The 16,657-nt window shown below is 61.2% G+C and carries 15 protein-coding genes; 10 read left to right on the top strand and 5 right to left on the bottom strand.

Going from position 1 to position 16,657, the window contains the following annotated elements:
- Nucleotides 1-14: 14 nt before the first annotated feature.
- The gene (rpoZ, locus tag V7650_RS13555) at nt 15-362 is read right to left on the bottom strand and encodes a DNA-directed RNA polymerase subunit omega (RefSeq protein WP_335656765.1); all 348 of its coding nucleotides are present in this window, start codon (nt 360-362) and stop codon (nt 15-17) included.
- A gap of 146 nt (nt 363-508) precedes the next feature.
- Here rpoZ and V7650_RS13550 point away from each other — a divergent pair, with 146 nt between their 5' ends.
- Together V7650_RS13550 and V7650_RS13545 are read left to right on the top strand one after the other, a co-directional pair.
- A complete protein-coding gene (locus V7650_RS13550) occupies nt 509-1,747 on the top strand; it encodes a phospholipase D-like domain-containing protein (RefSeq protein WP_335656764.1) in 1,239 nt (412 codons plus the stop codon).
- 132 nt (nt 1,748-1,879) lie between these two features.
- The gene (locus tag V7650_RS13545; protein ID WP_335656763.1) at nt 1,880-2,971 is read left to right on the top strand and encodes a serine hydrolase; all 1,092 of its coding nucleotides are present in this window, start codon (nt 1,880-1,882) and stop codon (nt 2,969-2,971) included.
- 3 nt (nt 2,972-2,974) lie between these two features.
- Here the strand turns inward: V7650_RS13545 and V7650_RS13540 are convergent, their stop codons facing one another.
- Together V7650_RS13540 and V7650_RS13535 are read right to left on the bottom strand one after the other, a co-directional pair.
- A complete protein-coding gene (locus V7650_RS13540) occupies nt 2,975-3,169 on the bottom strand; it encodes a hypothetical protein (RefSeq protein WP_335656762.1) in 195 nt (64 codons plus the stop codon).
- A gap of 84 nt (nt 3,170-3,253) precedes the next feature.
- Complete coding sequence (locus V7650_RS13535) at nt 3,254-3,532, bottom strand: hypothetical protein (protein WP_335656761.1); 279 nt, start codon at nt 3,530-3,532, stop codon at nt 3,254-3,256.
- A 244-nt stretch (nt 3,533-3,776) separates the two neighbouring features.
- Here V7650_RS13535 and V7650_RS13530 point away from each other — a divergent pair, with 244 nt between their 5' ends.
- The 6 genes from V7650_RS13530 to V7650_RS13505 all read left to right on the top strand — a co-directional run bounded on the left by V7650_RS13530 (nt 3,777) and on the right by V7650_RS13505 (nt 10,783).
- Complete coding sequence (locus V7650_RS13530; protein ID WP_335656760.1) at nt 3,777-4,796, top strand: ArsR/SmtB family transcription factor; 1,020 nt, start codon at nt 3,777-3,779, stop codon at nt 4,794-4,796.
- Nucleotides 4,793-5,749, top strand: a complete 957-nt coding sequence (metF, locus tag V7650_RS13525; RefSeq protein WP_335656759.1) for a methylenetetrahydrofolate reductase [NAD(P)H] — start codon at nt 4,793-4,795, stop codon at nt 5,747-5,749. The genes V7650_RS13530 and metF overlap by 4 nt, the downstream gene beginning before the upstream one ends.
- Entirely contained in the window at nt 5,746-6,795 is a 1,050-nt protein-coding gene (locus tag V7650_RS13520; RefSeq protein WP_335656758.1) for a homocysteine S-methyltransferase family protein, read from the top strand. The genes metF and V7650_RS13520 overlap by 4 nt, the downstream gene beginning before the upstream one ends.
- Nucleotides 6,792-7,073, top strand: a complete 282-nt coding sequence (locus tag V7650_RS13515) for a hypothetical protein (RefSeq protein WP_335656757.1) — start codon at nt 6,792-6,794, stop codon at nt 7,071-7,073. The genes V7650_RS13520 and V7650_RS13515 overlap by 4 nt, the downstream gene beginning before the upstream one ends.
- A gap of 16 nt (nt 7,074-7,089) precedes the next feature.
- Nucleotides 7,090-9,705 (top strand): methionine synthase, encoded by a 2,616-nt coding sequence (gene metH / locus V7650_RS13510; RefSeq protein WP_335656756.1) that lies wholly within the window; start codon nt 7,090-7,092, stop codon nt 9,703-9,705.
- A gap of 133 nt (nt 9,706-9,838) precedes the next feature.
- A complete protein-coding gene (locus tag V7650_RS13505; protein ID WP_335656755.1) occupies nt 9,839-10,783 on the top strand; it encodes a right-handed parallel beta-helix repeat-containing protein in 945 nt (314 codons plus the stop codon).
- A gap of 12 nt (nt 10,784-10,795) precedes the next feature.
- Here the strand turns inward: V7650_RS13505 and V7650_RS13500 are convergent, their stop codons facing one another.
- Nucleotides 10,796-12,469 (bottom strand): alkaline phosphatase family protein, encoded by a 1,674-nt coding sequence (locus V7650_RS13500; protein WP_335656754.1) that lies wholly within the window; start codon nt 12,467-12,469, stop codon nt 10,796-10,798.
- Between the two features lie 83 nt (nt 12,470-12,552).
- On the opposite strand from V7650_RS13500, the gene V7650_RS13495 reads away from it, so the two are divergent.
- Complete coding sequence (locus tag V7650_RS13495; RefSeq protein WP_335656753.1) at nt 12,553-14,670, top strand: protein-disulfide reductase DsbD family protein; 2,118 nt, start codon at nt 12,553-12,555, stop codon at nt 14,668-14,670.
- 14 nt (nt 14,671-14,684) lie between these two features.
- Complete coding sequence (locus V7650_RS13490; RefSeq protein WP_335656752.1) at nt 14,685-15,299, top strand: thioredoxin family protein; 615 nt, start codon at nt 14,685-14,687, stop codon at nt 15,297-15,299.
- 544 nt (nt 15,300-15,843) lie between these two features.
- On the opposite strand, the gene V7650_RS13485 is transcribed toward V7650_RS13490, so the two are convergent.
- Entirely contained in the window at nt 15,844-16,641 is a 798-nt protein-coding gene (locus tag V7650_RS13485) for a class I SAM-dependent methyltransferase (RefSeq protein ID WP_335656751.1), read from the bottom strand.
- Between the last annotated feature and the right edge of the window lie 16 nt (nt 16,642-16,657).

The raw sequence follows: 16,657 nt of genomic DNA, 5'->3' as shown, positions 1-16,657 counted from the left end.
GTGGTGCCTGCCGTCTAGCGGCGGCCGTAGTCCCCGGCGACACCGGCGCTGCGCGGCGGTGCGGCTGCGGTGAGGCGAAGCGCCTCTGCCGACTGGCTGATCGAACCGATTTCATCCGGCGTGTCATCGTCATCGATGAGGACCTTCTGCAGCGACTGCACCAGGCTTTCTTCCAGGTCATTCGGCTTGACTGTTTCTTCCGCGATCTCGCGAAGCGCGACGACCGGGTTTTTATCGCGGTCGCGATCAACGGTCAGCTCTGCGCCACCGGAAATTTCGCGGGCACGCTGCGCGGCAAACAACACCAGATCAAACCGGTTTGTGACTTTATCGACGCAATCTTCAACCGTAACGCGAGCCATAAGGCGCTCCTGATTCTGCAAACTTTGGGAAAGAGCCTGTCATTTAGGACGGCAGGCAGGATTTGTCAACAAAACCGCGCGCGCTGCCGCCGGGCCACCAATCTAAGGGTTTGTCGGTTTGCCGATGATAATCTATGCCCCGAACCATGAAAAGCACCAATGCGCGCGCACCGCGATCACGACCCGATGTTCCGCAATGGATTGCAGTTGGCGACAACCGGTTGCGGCTCGTCCGCGAGCCGGCAGACCGCCGTTCAGCCCTGGTGGACACCCTGGAAGGGGCGACGACAAGCCTCAAGCTGTTCTTCTACATGTTCGAGGATGACCGCATCGGCCGGATGATTCTCGACAAGCTGGTCGCAGCCTGCGAGCGCGGGGTTGCGGTGGAAATGATGGTCGACAGCTTCGGGTCCAACGGTGCGCCCCGCAAGTTCTTTGATCCGCTCGTCGACGCGGGCGGGAAGTTCAAGATATTCAGCCCCCGCTTTTCGACCAGCTATTTTGTCCGCAATCACCAGAAAATGGTGATCGCCGACGACCAGTGCGCCCTGATTGGCGGCTTTAACATCGCCGACGCCTATTTCGACATGCAGTCACAGGACGAGGATGATCCGCTGGCCGACGACAGCTGGGAGGATCTCGGTCTGGTGATGGAAGGTCCGGAGGTCGCAAATCTGGCGCGCTACTATCAGCGTCTGTCCGACTGGGTGTATCGCAACAACGGCAACATGCGCTCGCTGCGCAAGCTGGTGCGTGAGTGGGATGCGGGTAATGGTCCGTTTCAGTGGCTGCTCGGGGGGCCGAGCAACCGCATGAGCCGCTGGGCATCGGCGATCAAGAAGGATCTGGAAAGCGGCAGCCGGCTGGACCTGGTCACCGCCTATTTTTCGCCCGGCCAGGGGCTGTTGCGGCGCATGGGGGGTCTGTCCAAGCGCGGTGGCGACAGCCGGCTGATACTGGCTGGAAAGACCGACAATGTCGCGACGATCGGCGCCAGCAGGCTGTTGTACGGATATCTGCTGAAGCGAAACGCCAGGATATTCGAGTTCCAGCCCCGTCGGCTCCACACCAAATTGGTGATCGTCGATGACGCCGTCTATATCGGATCGGCCAATTTTGATCTGCGCAGCCTGTTCATCAACGTCGAAATGATGGTGCGGATCGACGACGCCGCATTTGCCGATCATGCGCGCGGACTGGTCGACCTATTGCAACAGAAAACGGAAGCCATCACGCCCGAATTGCACAAGTCCCGCCGGTCGATACTCAGCCGGCTGCGCTGGGCGCTGTCCTATTTTCTGGTCAATACGCTCGACTATCGGCTCACCCGCCGGTTCAATTTCGTTGCCGGCAACCAGGATTCCGTCAGCCGCCTCGATCAATAGCCGGGCCAGGGCCAAGCATTTGGTCGCAGATGGAGAATCGTTCGTCGCAATCGGCGGTTCTGCCCCTGTTCACAAAGAAACGCTCAGTTACAAGGATCCATGAACATGAGAGAAACAGGTGGGCGACCAGGCATGAAATATTTTCAGCATATCGGCGTGGTGATGCTTTCCGTCGCCCTGACCGCGTGCGTATCCGCGTCCAGACCCCCGCCCAGCCAGCCACCGGGCTTGCCGCCCCTAGTATATCAGAACCCCGCACCGTCGACTCCCACCCGTCCGGCCGTTACAAGGGAGCAGCCCAATCCCGCACTAGTCCGCGAGATCGAAGATTTGTGGCGCACATTTCCGGGAAAGACCGGAATTGCGATCAAGCGCATCGATGGCAAATGGGAATTTGGCCACCGCGAGGACGAATATTTCCCGCAGCAAAGCGTCTCCAAGCTGTGGGTCGCGATGACCATGCTCGACGAGATCGACCGCGGACGCGCATCGCTTTCGGATTCGATCCGGATCACCAGGGACGATCTGACCGTATTTTACCAGCCGATGGCCGAGGAAGTGGAACGCGAGGGCGCGGTGGTCAAAAGCGTCTATACCCTGCTGGAAAAGGCGCTGGCCAGCAGCGACAATACCGCCAATGACGCCCTGCTTCGTCATGCCGGCGGCCCCGACGCGGTGCGCCGGTTCATCGCGAAAAATGACCTCGGAAAGATCCGCTTCGGTCCCGGCGAGCGGCTGCTGCAGAGCGGCATCGCGGGGATGGAATGGCGCCAGAATCTCTCCTATCGGCGCACATTTTATGCCGAACGGGCAAAAATCCCCGTGGAGCAGCGACGGCAATCACTGGAGGCCTATCTGGCCGATCCGGTCGACGGAGCCAGCCCGCTTGCGATTGTCCGCGCGCTCGACAAGCTGGCCCGCGGAGAGCTGCTTTCGGAAAATTCGACCCAGTTGCTCCAGTCGATACTGAAGCGCACCCGCAGCGGCCCGAACCGGCTGAAGGCGGGCGTACCGGCGGGTTGGGAATTCCTGCACAAGACCGGGACCGGACAGGTCCTTGGCGCCACCGCAACGGGCTATAACGATATCGGAATCATGACCGCGCCAGACGGCACCCGCTATGCCGTGGTCGTCATGCTGGGCGACACCACCGCCTCCATTCCCGAAAGAATGCGGCTGATGCAGTCGGTGACACGCGCGGTCGGCCGCTATCACCCCGGCTAGAATTCAGTCGGTGGTGGGCGCGCCAGCGCCGCTCTTTTCGACCTGTTCCGGAGCGGTGTTGCGCTCGTCCAGCATTTCTGCGGCTTCATCCAGCGCCTTGGCCTCGCCAACGGTGACGCCGCCGGGGCCGGGATCATTCTGTGCCGGCCCGCAAGCGGCTATACCGCTGCACAGCAGGAGGGTGACAAGCTTTTTCATACCCTTTCCATAACCCTTGTTGGGTCCGTGCCCAATAAAAAAGGCCGTCCGAAGACAGCCTTTTCCGGTTAAAGATGAAAAAGCCTAGTTGGCTTCGTTCTCGGCAGCGTCCATCTTTTCTTCGGCGGTCGCCGCAGCGTCGTCAACCGCAGCCGCAGCATCTTCGGTGGCCTCGACGGTTGCGTCGCCCATCGCATCGGCCTTGCCTTCAGCAGCATCCATGGCGTTGTCCGCAGCTTCCTCCGCGGTCATTTCGTTGCCTGCGGCGGTTTCTTCCGTGCTCGATGCCGTTTCCTCGACGCCGGAACAGGCAACCAGGCCAAATGCGGCGGCCATGATGATCGAAGTGGTAATTTTCTTCATTGGGCTAACCCTCTTTCATTATCCTCAGAAATCAGACAGGATGCAGGGTCTTCAACAGCCCTCCATCTGCCGCGGGCAACCTAACGATATGCCGGAATGAACGCAATGCCGAACGACTTTCGGCGGTTTTCCGGGCCGGAGCGCCGAGCGGGAGGGTTCCGGATCGGCCGATCAGGAGAAAAATCCGTTCCCGAAATCATGCCGATTGACCAGATATAAAGATTCCTTTATATATACTTCCGAAATGGACCAGATCTTGAACATCTTCAGGGCGCTTGCTGACCCTACGCGGCTGCGAATCATCTTGCTGCTGCAGAAAATGGAGCTGGCTGTCGGCGAGCTTGCCCAGATTCTGGACCAGAGCCAGCCCCGCATTTCCCGGCATATCCGGATACTCGATGAAGCCGGGCTGGCGGAACGGCGCAAGGAGGGCAGCTGGGTCTTTCTGAAACCGGGCCCGGCTTCCGAACTCGAGATATTGGGTCGCATCTTTCGCTCCGACAAGGTCGCCAAATCCGAACAGGCGCTGCACGATCAGGCGCAGCTGTCGCTGGTTCGCAATGCCCGGGCGGAAATGGCGGAACGCTATTTTGCGGCTCATGCAGCGGAATGGGATGCAATCCGGTCGCTGCATCTTCCCGAAGCCGAAGTTGAGCGAGCGATGCTCGACCTGTTGCAGGATGTCCCGCTGGGCAACATGCTGGACATTGGCACCGGTACGGGCCGCATGGTCGAACTGTTCGGGGAATCGGCAAATTCCATCATCGCGATCGACAACAGTCCGGAGATGCTGCGGCTGGCGCGCGCGAAACTGCTGGAGAGCGAAACCGCGAGCGGGTCCGACCTGGTCGGGAAGACCAATTTGAAGCAGGGCGACTTCAACAGCCTGCCGCTGGACAGCGGCGCGGTCGACAGCGTGATCCTGCACCAGGTGCTGCATTTCGCGCAGCACCCGGAAGCCGTGTTGCTGGAAGTGTCGCGGGTATTGAAATCGGGCGGCATCGTGCTGATCGCCGACTTTGCGGCGCATGACCGGGAAGATTTGCGAACCGAACACGCCCATGCACGCCTCGGGTTCAGCGACGACAGCATGGAGCACTGGCTCGCGGCGTCTCGACTGGAGCTGCTGGAGACCCGGACCCTTGATGGTGGCGAACTGACGGTAAAAATCTGGGTCGCCCGGAAATCTGGCATTTCTGCGCTCCACACCGATTCCGGCGCAATCACATCCCGCACCCGAAACTTGAAGAGAGCATCAGCATGAACAATCCCACCCGTCCAATGGGGCTCGTCGAACTGGAAGAGGCCAAGCGGGCGCTCGATCTGCCGCTGTTCGCCGGGCTGAGCGGCGATGCCGACGTTTCGTTCGAATTCTTTCCGCCGAAGTCCGAAAAGATGGAAAAAACCCTCTGGGACAGCGTCGTGACGCTGGAACCGCTGAACCCCCGCTTTGTTTCGGTCACTTATGGCGCCGGCGGAACGACGCGCGAGCGCACCCATGCCACGGTCGCCCGGATTGCGAGGGAAACCGATATCCCCGCCGCCGCCCATCTGACCTGCGTCGGCGCCAGCAAGGCGGAGATCGCGGAGGTGGCCCGATCCTACTGGGAAGCGGGCGTTCGCCATATTGTCGCTCTGCGCGGCGACCCGCCGACGGAAGGCCAGGCCTTTGAACCCCATCCGCAAGGCTATGCCAGCGCCGCGGAACTGGTGAAGGGGCTGACCGATATCGCGCCGTTCGAGATTTCGGTCGCCGCCTACCCCGAAACCCATCCCGAAGCCGACTGTCCGCAGACCGATCTCGACAATCTGAAGCGCAAGCTGGACGCCGGAGCCACACGGGCGATCACGCAGTTTTTCTTTACCGCCGAAGCCTTTTTCCGGTTCCGCGATGCGGCAACCGCTGCCGGTATTGATGCGGAACTGGTGCCGGGCGTCCTGCCGGTGTCGAATGTCGCCCAGACGCGCAAGTTCGCGGGCATGTGCGGCGCCGAAATCCCTGCGTGGATGAACGATCTGTTCGAAGGCCTGGATGACCATCCCTCGGCCCGGCAACTGATCGCAGCGACGGTGGCGGCGGAACTGTGCCGCAAGCTTTATGCCGGCGGTGTGCGCCAGTTTCATTTCTACACCCTCAACCGGGCCGAGCTCAGCTACGCCATCTGCCACTTGCTCGGCAAGCGGCCCGCCGGCCAACGTCAGGAGAAAGCGGCATGACCAGTCCGCGCGAAAAATTGCAGGAAATCGCCGGCGAACGCATAATGGTGTTCGATGGCGGCTATGGCACGGCGATCCAGAATTACCGGCTGGGCGAAGATGATTATCGCGGCAGCCTGGACCTGACCGATGACCAGAAGGGCAACAACGACCTGCTCAGCCTGACCCGGCCGGATATCATCGAAGCCATTCATATGTCCTATCTCGAGGCAGGGGCCGATATCATCGAGACCAACACCTTCAGCTCCACGGTGATCAGCCAGGCCGATTATGGCTGCGAGCACCTGGTCCGCGACCTCAACGTCAAGTCGGCGGAGCTCGCGCGGGCAGCCTGTGACAAGGCGGAAGCCAAGGATGGCCGACCGCGCTTTGTCGCCGGGTCGATCGGCCCGACGAACAAGACGCTGTCGCTGTCGCCCGATGTCAACGATCCGGGATTTCGCGAGATTGACTATGATTATCTGAAAGGCGTCTATCGCGAGCAGTGCGACGCGCTGATCGACGGCGGCGTCGACTTTCTGCTGATCGAGACGATTTTCGACACGCTCAATGCCAAATGTGCAGGCATGGCGGCGATGGAAGCCGCCGAGGCGAGCGGCCGCGACGTACCCCTGATGATCTCGATGACACTGACCGACCTGTCGGGCCGGAACCTGTCCGGCCATACGGTCGAGGCCTTCTGGCACGCCGTTCGCCATCTCAAGCCGCTGACCATCGGTCTCAATTGCTCGTTCGGCGCCGACCAGCTGCGCCCGCATCTGGCGATGCTGGCGAAGGAAGCGGACTGCCTGATCATGGCCTATCCCAACGCCGGCCTGCCCAATGATCTCGGCGAATATGACGAGATGCCTCAGGAGACAGCGGAGCTGATCGGCGACTGGCTGAAAGCGGGACTGGTCAATATTGTCGGCGGCTGCTGCGGTACCACGCCGGATCATATCCGCGCGATCGCCGATGCCGTGGCCGACCAGGATCCGCGCAAGATACCGGCCGTCGCGGTCCGAACCCGGCTTTCAGGTCTCGAGCCGTTCACGATGGCAGCATGAAAATAAAAACGGGCTACGAAACAATCTATTTGAAAATTGCGGCAGCAAGAAAAGCCCTCGCAACTTCGGATGAACAGCAATGGACGGAGAGTCGGCGTGGAGACTGGGCCGATTGTCTCGATGAAATAGAGCGGTTTCTCGAAGGCACTCCAAATTCTCGCGGCTTTAGTATCGTGAGATCGCTCGATGCAACGGCAGGCACAGGAGGGCCGACCAGTCTGACCCTCCTTGAGGTAGCCGAGGAACTATACTCGAGCGGCATTGACCGCTTTCGATGAACCAAGAACGGATCTTATGACCACATCTTCCTCCACCAATTTCGTCAATATCGGCGAGCGCACCAATGTTACCGGCTCGGCGCGCTTCAAGAAGCTGATCCTCAACGATGATTATGAAGCCGCGGTCGAGGTCGCCCGCCAGCAGGTCGAGAACGGCGCGCAGGTGATCGATGTCAACATGGACGAGGGCCTGCTCGATGCCCATCATGCGATGACCACCTTCCTCAAGCTGATCTCCGCCGAACCCGATATCGCGCGCGTGCCGGTGATGATCGACAGTTCCAAATGGTCGGTGATCGAGGCGGGACTGAAATGCGTGTCGGGGAAGCCGATCGTCAATTCGATCTCGATGAAGGAAGGCGAGGAGCAGTTTCTCGAGCAGGCGCGCAAGTGCATGGCTTATGGCGCCGCGGTCGTGGTCATGGCCTTTGACGAGACCGGCCAGGCCGACACCATGGACCGCAAGGTCGAGATTTGCGAGCGGGCCTACAAGCTGCTGACCGGTATCGGCTTCCCGCCGGAGGACATTATCTTCGATCCAAATGTGTTCGCGATCGCCACCGGCATCGACGAGCATCGCCGCTACGGGATCGACTTCATCGAGGCGACGCGCGAGATCCGCAAGCGCTGCCCGCATGTCCATATCTCGGGCGGGCTGTCGAACCTGTCGTTCAGCTTCCGCGGCAACGAGCCGGTGCGCAAGGCGATGCACAGCGTCTTTCTCTACCACGCGATTCCCGCGGGCATGGACATGGCGATCGTCAACGCCGGCCAGCTCGACATTTACGACGACATCGAGGCCGAACTGCGCGAACTGTGCGAAGATGTGATATTCGACCGCCGCGAGGATGCCACCGACCGGCTGATCACGCTGGCGGAGAAATTCCGCGGCACCGACGAGGTCGCCGAAAAGGCGGCGGCGGAATGGCGCGGTTATGAAGTGCACAAGCGGCTGGAACATGCGCTGGTCAAGGGGATTGATGCGCATATCGTTGACGATACCGAGGAAATGCGCGTTGCGGTCAAGGATCGCGGCGGCCGGCCGATCGAGGTCATCGAAGGCCCGCTGATGGATGGCATGAACATCGTCGGAGACCTGTTCGGCTCGGGCAAGATGTTCCTGCCGCAGGTGGTGAAGTCGGCGCGCGTGATGAAGAAGGCGGTTGCGCATCTCTTCCCCTATATCGAGGCGGAAAAGGACGAGAAGGCAAAGGGCAAGGGCAAGATCATCATGGCCACGGTCAAGGGCGACGTGCACGATATCGGCAAGAATATCGTCGGCGTCGTGCTGCAGTGCAACGGCTTCGAGGTGATCGATCTCGGGGTGATGGTGTCGTGGACCGACATCCTGAAGGCCGCCAATGAAAATGAGGCGGACATCATCGGTCTGTCCGGGCTGATCACGCCGTCGCTGGATGAAATGGTCACCGTCGCCGAAGAAATGGAGCGGGCGAAGATGCAGATGCCGCTGCTGATCGGCGGCGCCACCACCTCGAAGACGCACACCGCGCTGCGGATCGAGCCTGCCTATACCGGCCCGACCATCCATGTGCTGGATGCGAGCCGAGCGGTCGGCGTGGCTTCGCAGCTGGTCAGCGCGACCCAAGCCGACGGCTTCATCGCCAGGACCCGCGACGACTATGAACAGGTGCGCATCGCCCGCGCCGGGAAGACCGGCAAGAAACTTTCGACGCTGGCAGAAGCGCGCGCCAATGCCGCGAAAATCGATAAGGCGCTGAAAGCGCCCGCGCCTGCCAAACCGGGGCTGCACATTTATGAAGACTGGGATCTGGCAGACCTGCGCGACTATATCGACTGGACGCCCTTCTTCCGCGCCTGGGAGCTGGCCGGCAATTATCCGGCGATCCTGACCGACAAGATCGTCGGCGAAAGCGCCAGCGACCTGTTCCGCGACGCGCAGGCGATGCTCAACCAGATCATCGAGGAGAAATGGCTGACCGCCAAGGGCGTGGCCGGTATCTGGCGGGCGCGGCGCGACGGCGACGACATTCTGGTTTCGCCGGAAAACGAGGAAATTTCCCTGCCGATGCTCCGGCAGCAGGTGGTCAAGCGCGGCGGCAAGCCGAACCATTGCCTTGCCGATTTCATCGACAGCGAGGATGACTGGGTCGGCGGCTTCGCCGTGACCGCCGGCCATGGTATCGAGGAACATGTCCAGCGCTTCGAAATGGACAAGGACGACTATAACAGCATCCTGCTGAAGGCGCTGGCCGACCGGCTGGCCGAAGCCTTTGCCGAGCGCATGCACGCGCATGTCCGCCAGGACCTGTGGGGCTATGCCGCCGACGAGAAGCTCAACAACCAGGACCTGATCCGGGAAAAATATCAGGGCATCCGCCCTGCCCCCGGCTATCCGGCCTGCCCCGACCACAGCCTGAAACCGATCCTGTTCGATATGCTCGATGCCACGGCCAATACCGGCATCGAGCTGACCAGCGGTTTCGCGATGACGCCGACCGCCGCGGTTTCGGGCTTCTATCTTGCCCATCCGCAGGCCGAATATTTCGGCGTGGCGCGGATCGGCGAGGACCAGGTCGAGGAATATGCGGACCGGCGCGGGGTCTCCATGGACCAGGCGCGCCAGTGGCTGCGACCCAATCTGAACGAATAATCCTGTCGGATTAACCGTTTAACTTCTGTCACTCAGCCTGAATTCATCTGGGACAGCTATAGCTTTTGGATTGTTTGCCATCGCCGTGCGCGATAAGGAAACTGCCCTATTCTCCCGAGTCAGGATGACCGAAATGATCTTCAAGTCCCCGCTGATAGCTGCGCTCCTCTTGACAACCGTCGGCGGGACCGCAGCCCAGGCCCAGCGCGCCGCACCGTTCACGGTCAGCGAAACCGGGTCCACTTATGCACGGTTGGCAGACGCAGTGAAGGCGGTCGGCGGCAACAATGCGACGATCGTCATCGCCCCCGGGTCCTACGGCGATTGTGCGGTGCAGACCGCAGGCCGGATCACCTACAAGGCCGCTATCCCGGGCAAGACAATCTTCGACGGCGGCGTCTGCGAGCAGAAGGCGACGCTGGTGCTGCGCGGCAAGGCGGCGACGATCGACGGCATCATCTTCCAGAACCAGCGCGTGCCGGACGGCAATGGTGCCGGCATCCGGATCGAGCGCGGCGATCTATACGTCTACAATGCGATGTTTCGCAATGCCGAGGAAGGTATCTTGAGCGCCGATGACCCGAGCGCGGAAATCGTCATCGACCGGTCGACCTTCCAGCGGCTGGGCCGCTGCGATCGCGGCCTGTCCTGCGCGCACAGCATCTATATCGGCGATTTCGGATCGCTGAAGGTGACCAACAGCCGGTTCGAGAAAGGAAGCGGCGGCCATTATGTCAAGAGCCGCGCGCCCAGAGCAACGATCACCAACAACAGCTTCGACGATACCCAGGGCCGCACCACCAATTACATGATCGACCTGCCCGCCGGCGCGACCGGAGTGATCAGCGGCAATGTCTTCGTCCAGGGCCAGAACAAGGAAAACTGGAGTGCCTTCATCGCCATCGCGGCGGAAGACAAGGTGCACAGTTCCAATGGCCTCAACATCCATTCCAACAGCGCGTCGCTGGCCAAGGGCGTGCAGCGCAACACCTGGTTCGTCGCCGACTGGAGCGGCGACCAGCTCAGGATCGCCAACAACAGCCTCGGCCAGGGCCTGACCCGCTTCCAGCGACGCTAGGCGCGCTCGGATCTAATCGCAGCTGTTCGCAGGACCGCCGTCGATATCAAGGCATTTTCCGTCGGTTTCCTCCGCCGCAATGTCGACGCCGATCAGCGCGCCGAGGGTTGGTGCGATATCGACCGTCATCACCGGCAGCGGCTGCTCGAAATGCTGCAGGCCGTCCCGCCAGAAGAGGATCGGCACGCGGCGGTCATAATCCCAAGGGCTGCCATGCGTCGCGACATAGCCGCGTCCGGTGGTGGCAATCGGGGTAACCGCTTTCTTGAGCAGGACGATGAAATCGCCCGACCGGTCGGGGTGAAAGGACGCCCGCGCCCGCTCAAGCAAGGTCCATTCTTCCGGCGAGCCGCTGGGCACCGATGCCGAGAGGATATCCTCGCGGTCAAGCACCGCTTCGACCTGGTTATGCGCGGCGATCGGCGCCATGGCCCCGTCCTTGACGCGCTTCCGCTGCTCTTCCGAAAGGTCCCGGCTGACATAATAGTCGCCAAACGGGCCATCGGCGTAGAGCACGGGCTTGTCGTCGGAAATACCAAGATCCCTGGCAAGCGCCTTGCCGATCGTCTTGGCATTGAGCGCGGGATCGACCCGCTGCGCTGCCGGCACCCCCTGGAGGCTCATCCGCTCTGGCAGGTCGAGGCCGCCGTGATCGGCCGTCAGCATCACGACATAGTCGATTGCCTCGCGGTCCAATATCTCAAAAAACTGCCCGAGTGACCGATCAAGCTGCTCCATCTGGATGCACATTTCGAGGCCTTCGGTGCCGAATGCATGGCCGATATAGTCGGTCGCCGACAGACCGACGGAAATCACGTCCGTGGCCGCGCCCTTGCCGAGCTGCATCTCCTTGATCACGGCGGTTGCCGCCGCGATCACCGATCCGTCGAAATCCGGCGAACCGCGATATATGCTCGCGCCACCCTCCGGGCGCTGAAACGCATAATCGCCAACCGACTGGCCGTCCCCGTGCATGATCTTCGCGCTATGGGCGATGCATTGCGCGGGTACCGGATAGGCCGGACGGGCCTTGTCGATCGTGCTGCCGATGCTCTCGTTCAGCGCGGCCATGGCCGGCGACACCTTCCGCCCCTGCAGCGTGGTGAAGCCCTTGTCCTTCCACCAGTAAATGGCGTCCGGTTGCTGGCCGCCCATCATCAGCGCGGCGCGGTCCTTGCCGGCGACGGCGACATTGCGGGACTCCGGTGATATTTTCTTGAGCCGCTCGCCGAGCGTGGGGACCAGCAGATGCCAGGCCGAGGCGATATAATCGCCCTGGGTCGCCGCGGTGATGTCGCCAAAGCTCGTTCCTGCGATCCGTTCGTCTTCAGCGCAATAGACGGTCTTGTCTTCGCGGTCGATCGACAGGTCGATCCAGTTGTTGGCGATAATCCCCGCACGACCGGAATGCACACCGGTCATGATGGTCGAATGGCCGGGGCAGGTCTCGGTCGCTGCATGCGACTGGTAGCCGGACGGGAAGACCACGCCATTCGCAAGGCGCTTGAGGCCGCCGGTAAAGCTGCTGCGATATTCAGCAAAGAGGTTGGCCGAAAACTGGTCGACCGAAATGGCGACGACCAGTTTCGGCTGCGCTTTGTCTTCACCGACATCATCCTGGGCATTTGCTGCGCCCGAAAACAGGATGGATGCCGCCAGGGCTGTAACTAGGTTCAATTTCTGCACGAATGGTCCTCGCTGATAAACACGGCTATAGAAAGCGCTCTGCCAATAGCTTAATGCGACTAAACAGGAAATGGTGAGTTTTTATGACATTTGATTTTCGCATTTTTTTGACCCTGCTGGCATTCGTTGCCCTGGCTTTTTCGCCGGCGGCCGATGCCCAGAATCGGCTGGGTGCGACAGAATTGAATGTCCCCGCCACGCTGCTGGCGGAATCGCGCGAGGTTCGTCCGGGACAGAATGTCACCCTCGCCTTCCTCATGGAGCCAAAGCCCACCTGGCATGGCTATTGGGAAAATCCCGGGGATGCGGGAATCGGCATGAGTTTCGACTGGAAGCTGCCGTCCGGGGTCACCGCCGGGCAGGCGCAGTTTCCGGTCCCCGACAGGCTGCTGATCGCGGGGATCATGAACTATGTCTACAAGGGCGATTACGCGGTTCTGGTGAACCTCAGCCTGCCGAAAAACCTCCGTCCGGGGCCGTTGCCGATATCCGTCAAGTCGGAATGGCTGTCCTGCACCGACGAGATTTGTGTCCCCGAACAGGATGAAATGGCGATCACCCTGCAGGTGGTCGCAAGCGACAGCGCGATTCAGCGCGACAAGCGATTCGACGATTTCCGCCAGGCGCTCCCTCGCCCGCTGGGCAGCGAAGCGCGCTTCTCCGTCAACCAGAATCTTTTCCGCCTGTCCGTGCCGCTCCCGGCTGATGTCGCGATGGACGATCCCTATTTCTTCATCAAGGAAGACGGCATCGTCGATTATGCCGCGCCGCAACGGTTTAACCGGGACGGCGACCGGCTGATACTCGAGACCGCGGCGCGAGGCGACGATCTCGACACGATCACCGGCATATTGAAAATCGGCGATCATGACGGATTTCTGCTGACGGCAACAAAGGGCGAGGTTGCCATGACCGGGGTGCCGCTGGCGACCGAAAGTGGCACGTCGGACGGCAACGGGACGCTGCTTTTCCTTGCTCTGGGCGGCGCCTTGCTCGGCGGTTTGCTGCTCAACCTGATGCCCTGCGTCTTTCCGATCCTCAGCCTCAAGGCGATCAGTCTCGCGAAGGCCGGTGGCAACGAAGCGGAGGTGCGGCGCGACGCGCTGGCCTATACCGCGGGCGTCGTGCTGGTCGCGACGGCGCTTGGCGCAATCCTGCTGGGCCTGCGGGCCAGCGGTGCGGCGGTGGGCTGGGCGTTTCAGCTGCAGGACCCGCGCATCATCTTTGTCCTCCTTGCCCTGGTAACCGCTATCGGCCTGAATCTGGCCGGCCTGTTCGAATTAGCAAATGTTAATTTTGGCGACAAGCTGACCCGCAAGGGCGGCGCCGCGGGATCCTTTTGGACCGGCGCGCTGGCCGCCTTTGTCGCAACCCCCTGCACCGGTCCGTTCATGGCCGCCGCCCTTGGCGCGACGATCGTGCTGCCACCGGTGGCTGCCCTGGTGATTTTCGCCGGTCTCGGCGTCGGCCTTGCCCTGCCCTTTCTGCTGATCGCCTTCGTCCCCGCAATCCGCAGCCGTCTGCCCAAACCCGGCCCGTGGCTCGACGGCTTTCGCAAGGCCATGGCCATTCCGATGTTTCTTACCAGCATCGGCCTGATCTGGCTGCTCGGTCGCCAGATCGGCACCGACGCGCTTGGCCTGGCGCTGGTTTTCCTGCTCGGCGTGGCACTGCTGCTGTGGTGGTTCGGCGGCGGACAGGTCAAGGGGCGGTCGCGCGGCGCGCTGGCCAGCGCCGCGATCGTGGCCGCGATCGCTGGCGGCATATTGATGCTGCCCGGCGAGGAAGCGATGGAAAATCGCCAGCTGGCCAATACAGCGACAGCGACATTGCCAAGCGAGCCATTCAGCGAAACGCGCCTCTCAGAACTGCGGGCGTCGGGCCAGCCGGTATTTGCCTATTTTACGGCTGACTGGTGCATCACCTGCAAGGCCAATGAAGCGGCCGCCATCCAGCGCACCGAAACCGCGGACGCCTTTGCCGCGGCCAACGTCTCCGTCCTGATGGGCGACTGGACACGGCCCGATCCCGATATCAGCCGATTCCTGGAAAAGCACGGGCGCGCCGGCGTCCCGCTTTATCTCTATTATGCCCCGGGCAAGGACCCGGTGGTTCTGCCGCAGGTTCTGACCGTGGCCACACTGACCGATCTCGTGACCGGACCGGTTCAGAGCGCCCGACTTGCAACAACCCCCCAGTGAAAGGAACGAATGACATGCGACACCTTCCTTCTTTGGCCCTTGTTGCCATTGCGGCGATCGCGCTCGCGGCGCCACTCGCCGCGGCACAAAGCAACGGCGCGATTGCCCAGGATTTCAAACTGACCGACGTGGACGGAAAAACCGTGCAACTGTCGCAATTTCGCGGCAAGCCGGTCGTGCTCGAATGGCACAACCCGGGTTGCCCGTTCGTCGCCAAACATTATGACAGCGGCAATATGCAGGCGACCCAGAAAAGCGCACGGCAGCAGGGCGCCGTCTGGCTGACCATCAACAGCGGCGCCAAGGGGAAGCAGGGCCACATGACCGGGCCGGAAGCAAAGGCGCTGATCGCCAGGCAGAAGGGTCAGGCGAGCAACTATCTGCTCGATACAAAGGGACTGGTCGGCAAAGCCTATGGCGCAAAGACCACACCCCATATGTACGTCATCGATAGCGCGGGAACCTTGGTCTATCAGGGCGGCATCGATGACAAGCCGACAGCGAACCAGGCCGATATCAAGGGCGCCCGCAATCACGTCCTGGCCGCGCTCAAGGATATCAAATCGGGAAACAAGGTCCGTGTCGCGCAGTCGCGGCCCTATGGCTGTTCCGTCAAATATGCGTCCTGACCGGAAGCGGCAGGACTGGCTTGCGAAACCTGCGCACGTCAAACCTGTCTGACTGGCACCGAGAAATAATGGCGGGATGGGAGCCTTCAGGCACTGGTGCGGCTGGCCAAGGGGCAGATCCGATACACAACCCGGATCTGCCCCCGCTTTGTTCCGACAGCGTGCGACCCTGATTAAAGGCGCCGCCGGTCAAACTCGTGTCATCCGGTAGGCGAACACCGCAACCGGATGAATGCCTCTATTCTATAGCTTGCTGAAAACAGCGCCGCGGATCGGCGCCTTTATTGGAACAATTCTTCATGTCGGGATGAACTATCGCGCGCCTCTAGCTAACTGGACCTGAACGGTCACGTAAACTTATGCAAAATGCGATAAGTCGTTGCATTAATAGTGTATTTTTACTGAGATTCGCTGCCTGGCGAGTCCGGTCCGATCCAGATTTTATCCACACCATCCCAATGGCGCAGCAAATGCGCGCTATTTCAGATAGTTACGACTGATACCGATTCGCTGCGCAAATCCGGTGCTGAAACGGGAAGGCCCGCTATGCCGGTTTGCGAAACCGCATCACGAAACGGCTTGTTTTGCCCCGGACAGCCGGCTCAAAGACATTCGTTTCCAGGTCGTCCTCGGGATTGAGGAACATGTCGCTTTCCCCGTCGAGCACAAATCCGGCGTCGAGAAAGTCTGAACGAACTGTGGCGGGATCGATGCGATGGGTCTTCTCGACCACTGCCCTCGTGTCGCCCGCGGCCCCGACGTGATCGATGACCGCGACCACACCGCCCGGCTTCATGCCTTGAAACAAGTTGGCCAGCACCACGGCGGGATCCATTTTCTCGAACTTATACTGTTCACTTTCCCAGTAAAAATCATGGTAGATCAGGTGCAGCATGGCAAAATCGATGCTGGCGGCAGCGGGGGCATATTCCGGCAGCTGCGACGGGACCATCGTGACATTGGGCTGCCGCGCGGTGATGCCCGCCCATTTTTCCCTGGACTGATCGCTGGTCGTAAACTGTGGCGGATTGATCGCAACGACCGATCCATCGGGACCGACGGCCCGCCCCAGGATTTCGCTATAATAGCCGCCGCCGGCAAATATATCGAGCACGCTGTCGCCCGCTTCCAGCCCCATGAAGGCCAGAACCTCGGCCGGCTTGCGGCTCTCGTCCAGCTTGGTATCGGCTTCCGCGCGACCGGGAGCGGACACTGCGGCCTTGAGGTCCGGTGCCATTGCGCCCGCATCGGATCGATCGTGGGAAGGCGCGGCGCTGACCGAAGCAGGGGACGAGAGGGCCATGGCGGAGGCGGCCAAGGCGAAAAAAGCGGATGCACGCATGATATGTTCTCCCCGA

This window comes from Parasphingorhabdus sp. (assembly GCF_036964565.1).
Lineage (GTDB): Bacteria > Pseudomonadota > Alphaproteobacteria > Sphingomonadales > Sphingomonadaceae > Parasphingorhabdus.
This window is presented reverse-complemented; position numbering and strand designations above follow the sequence as displayed.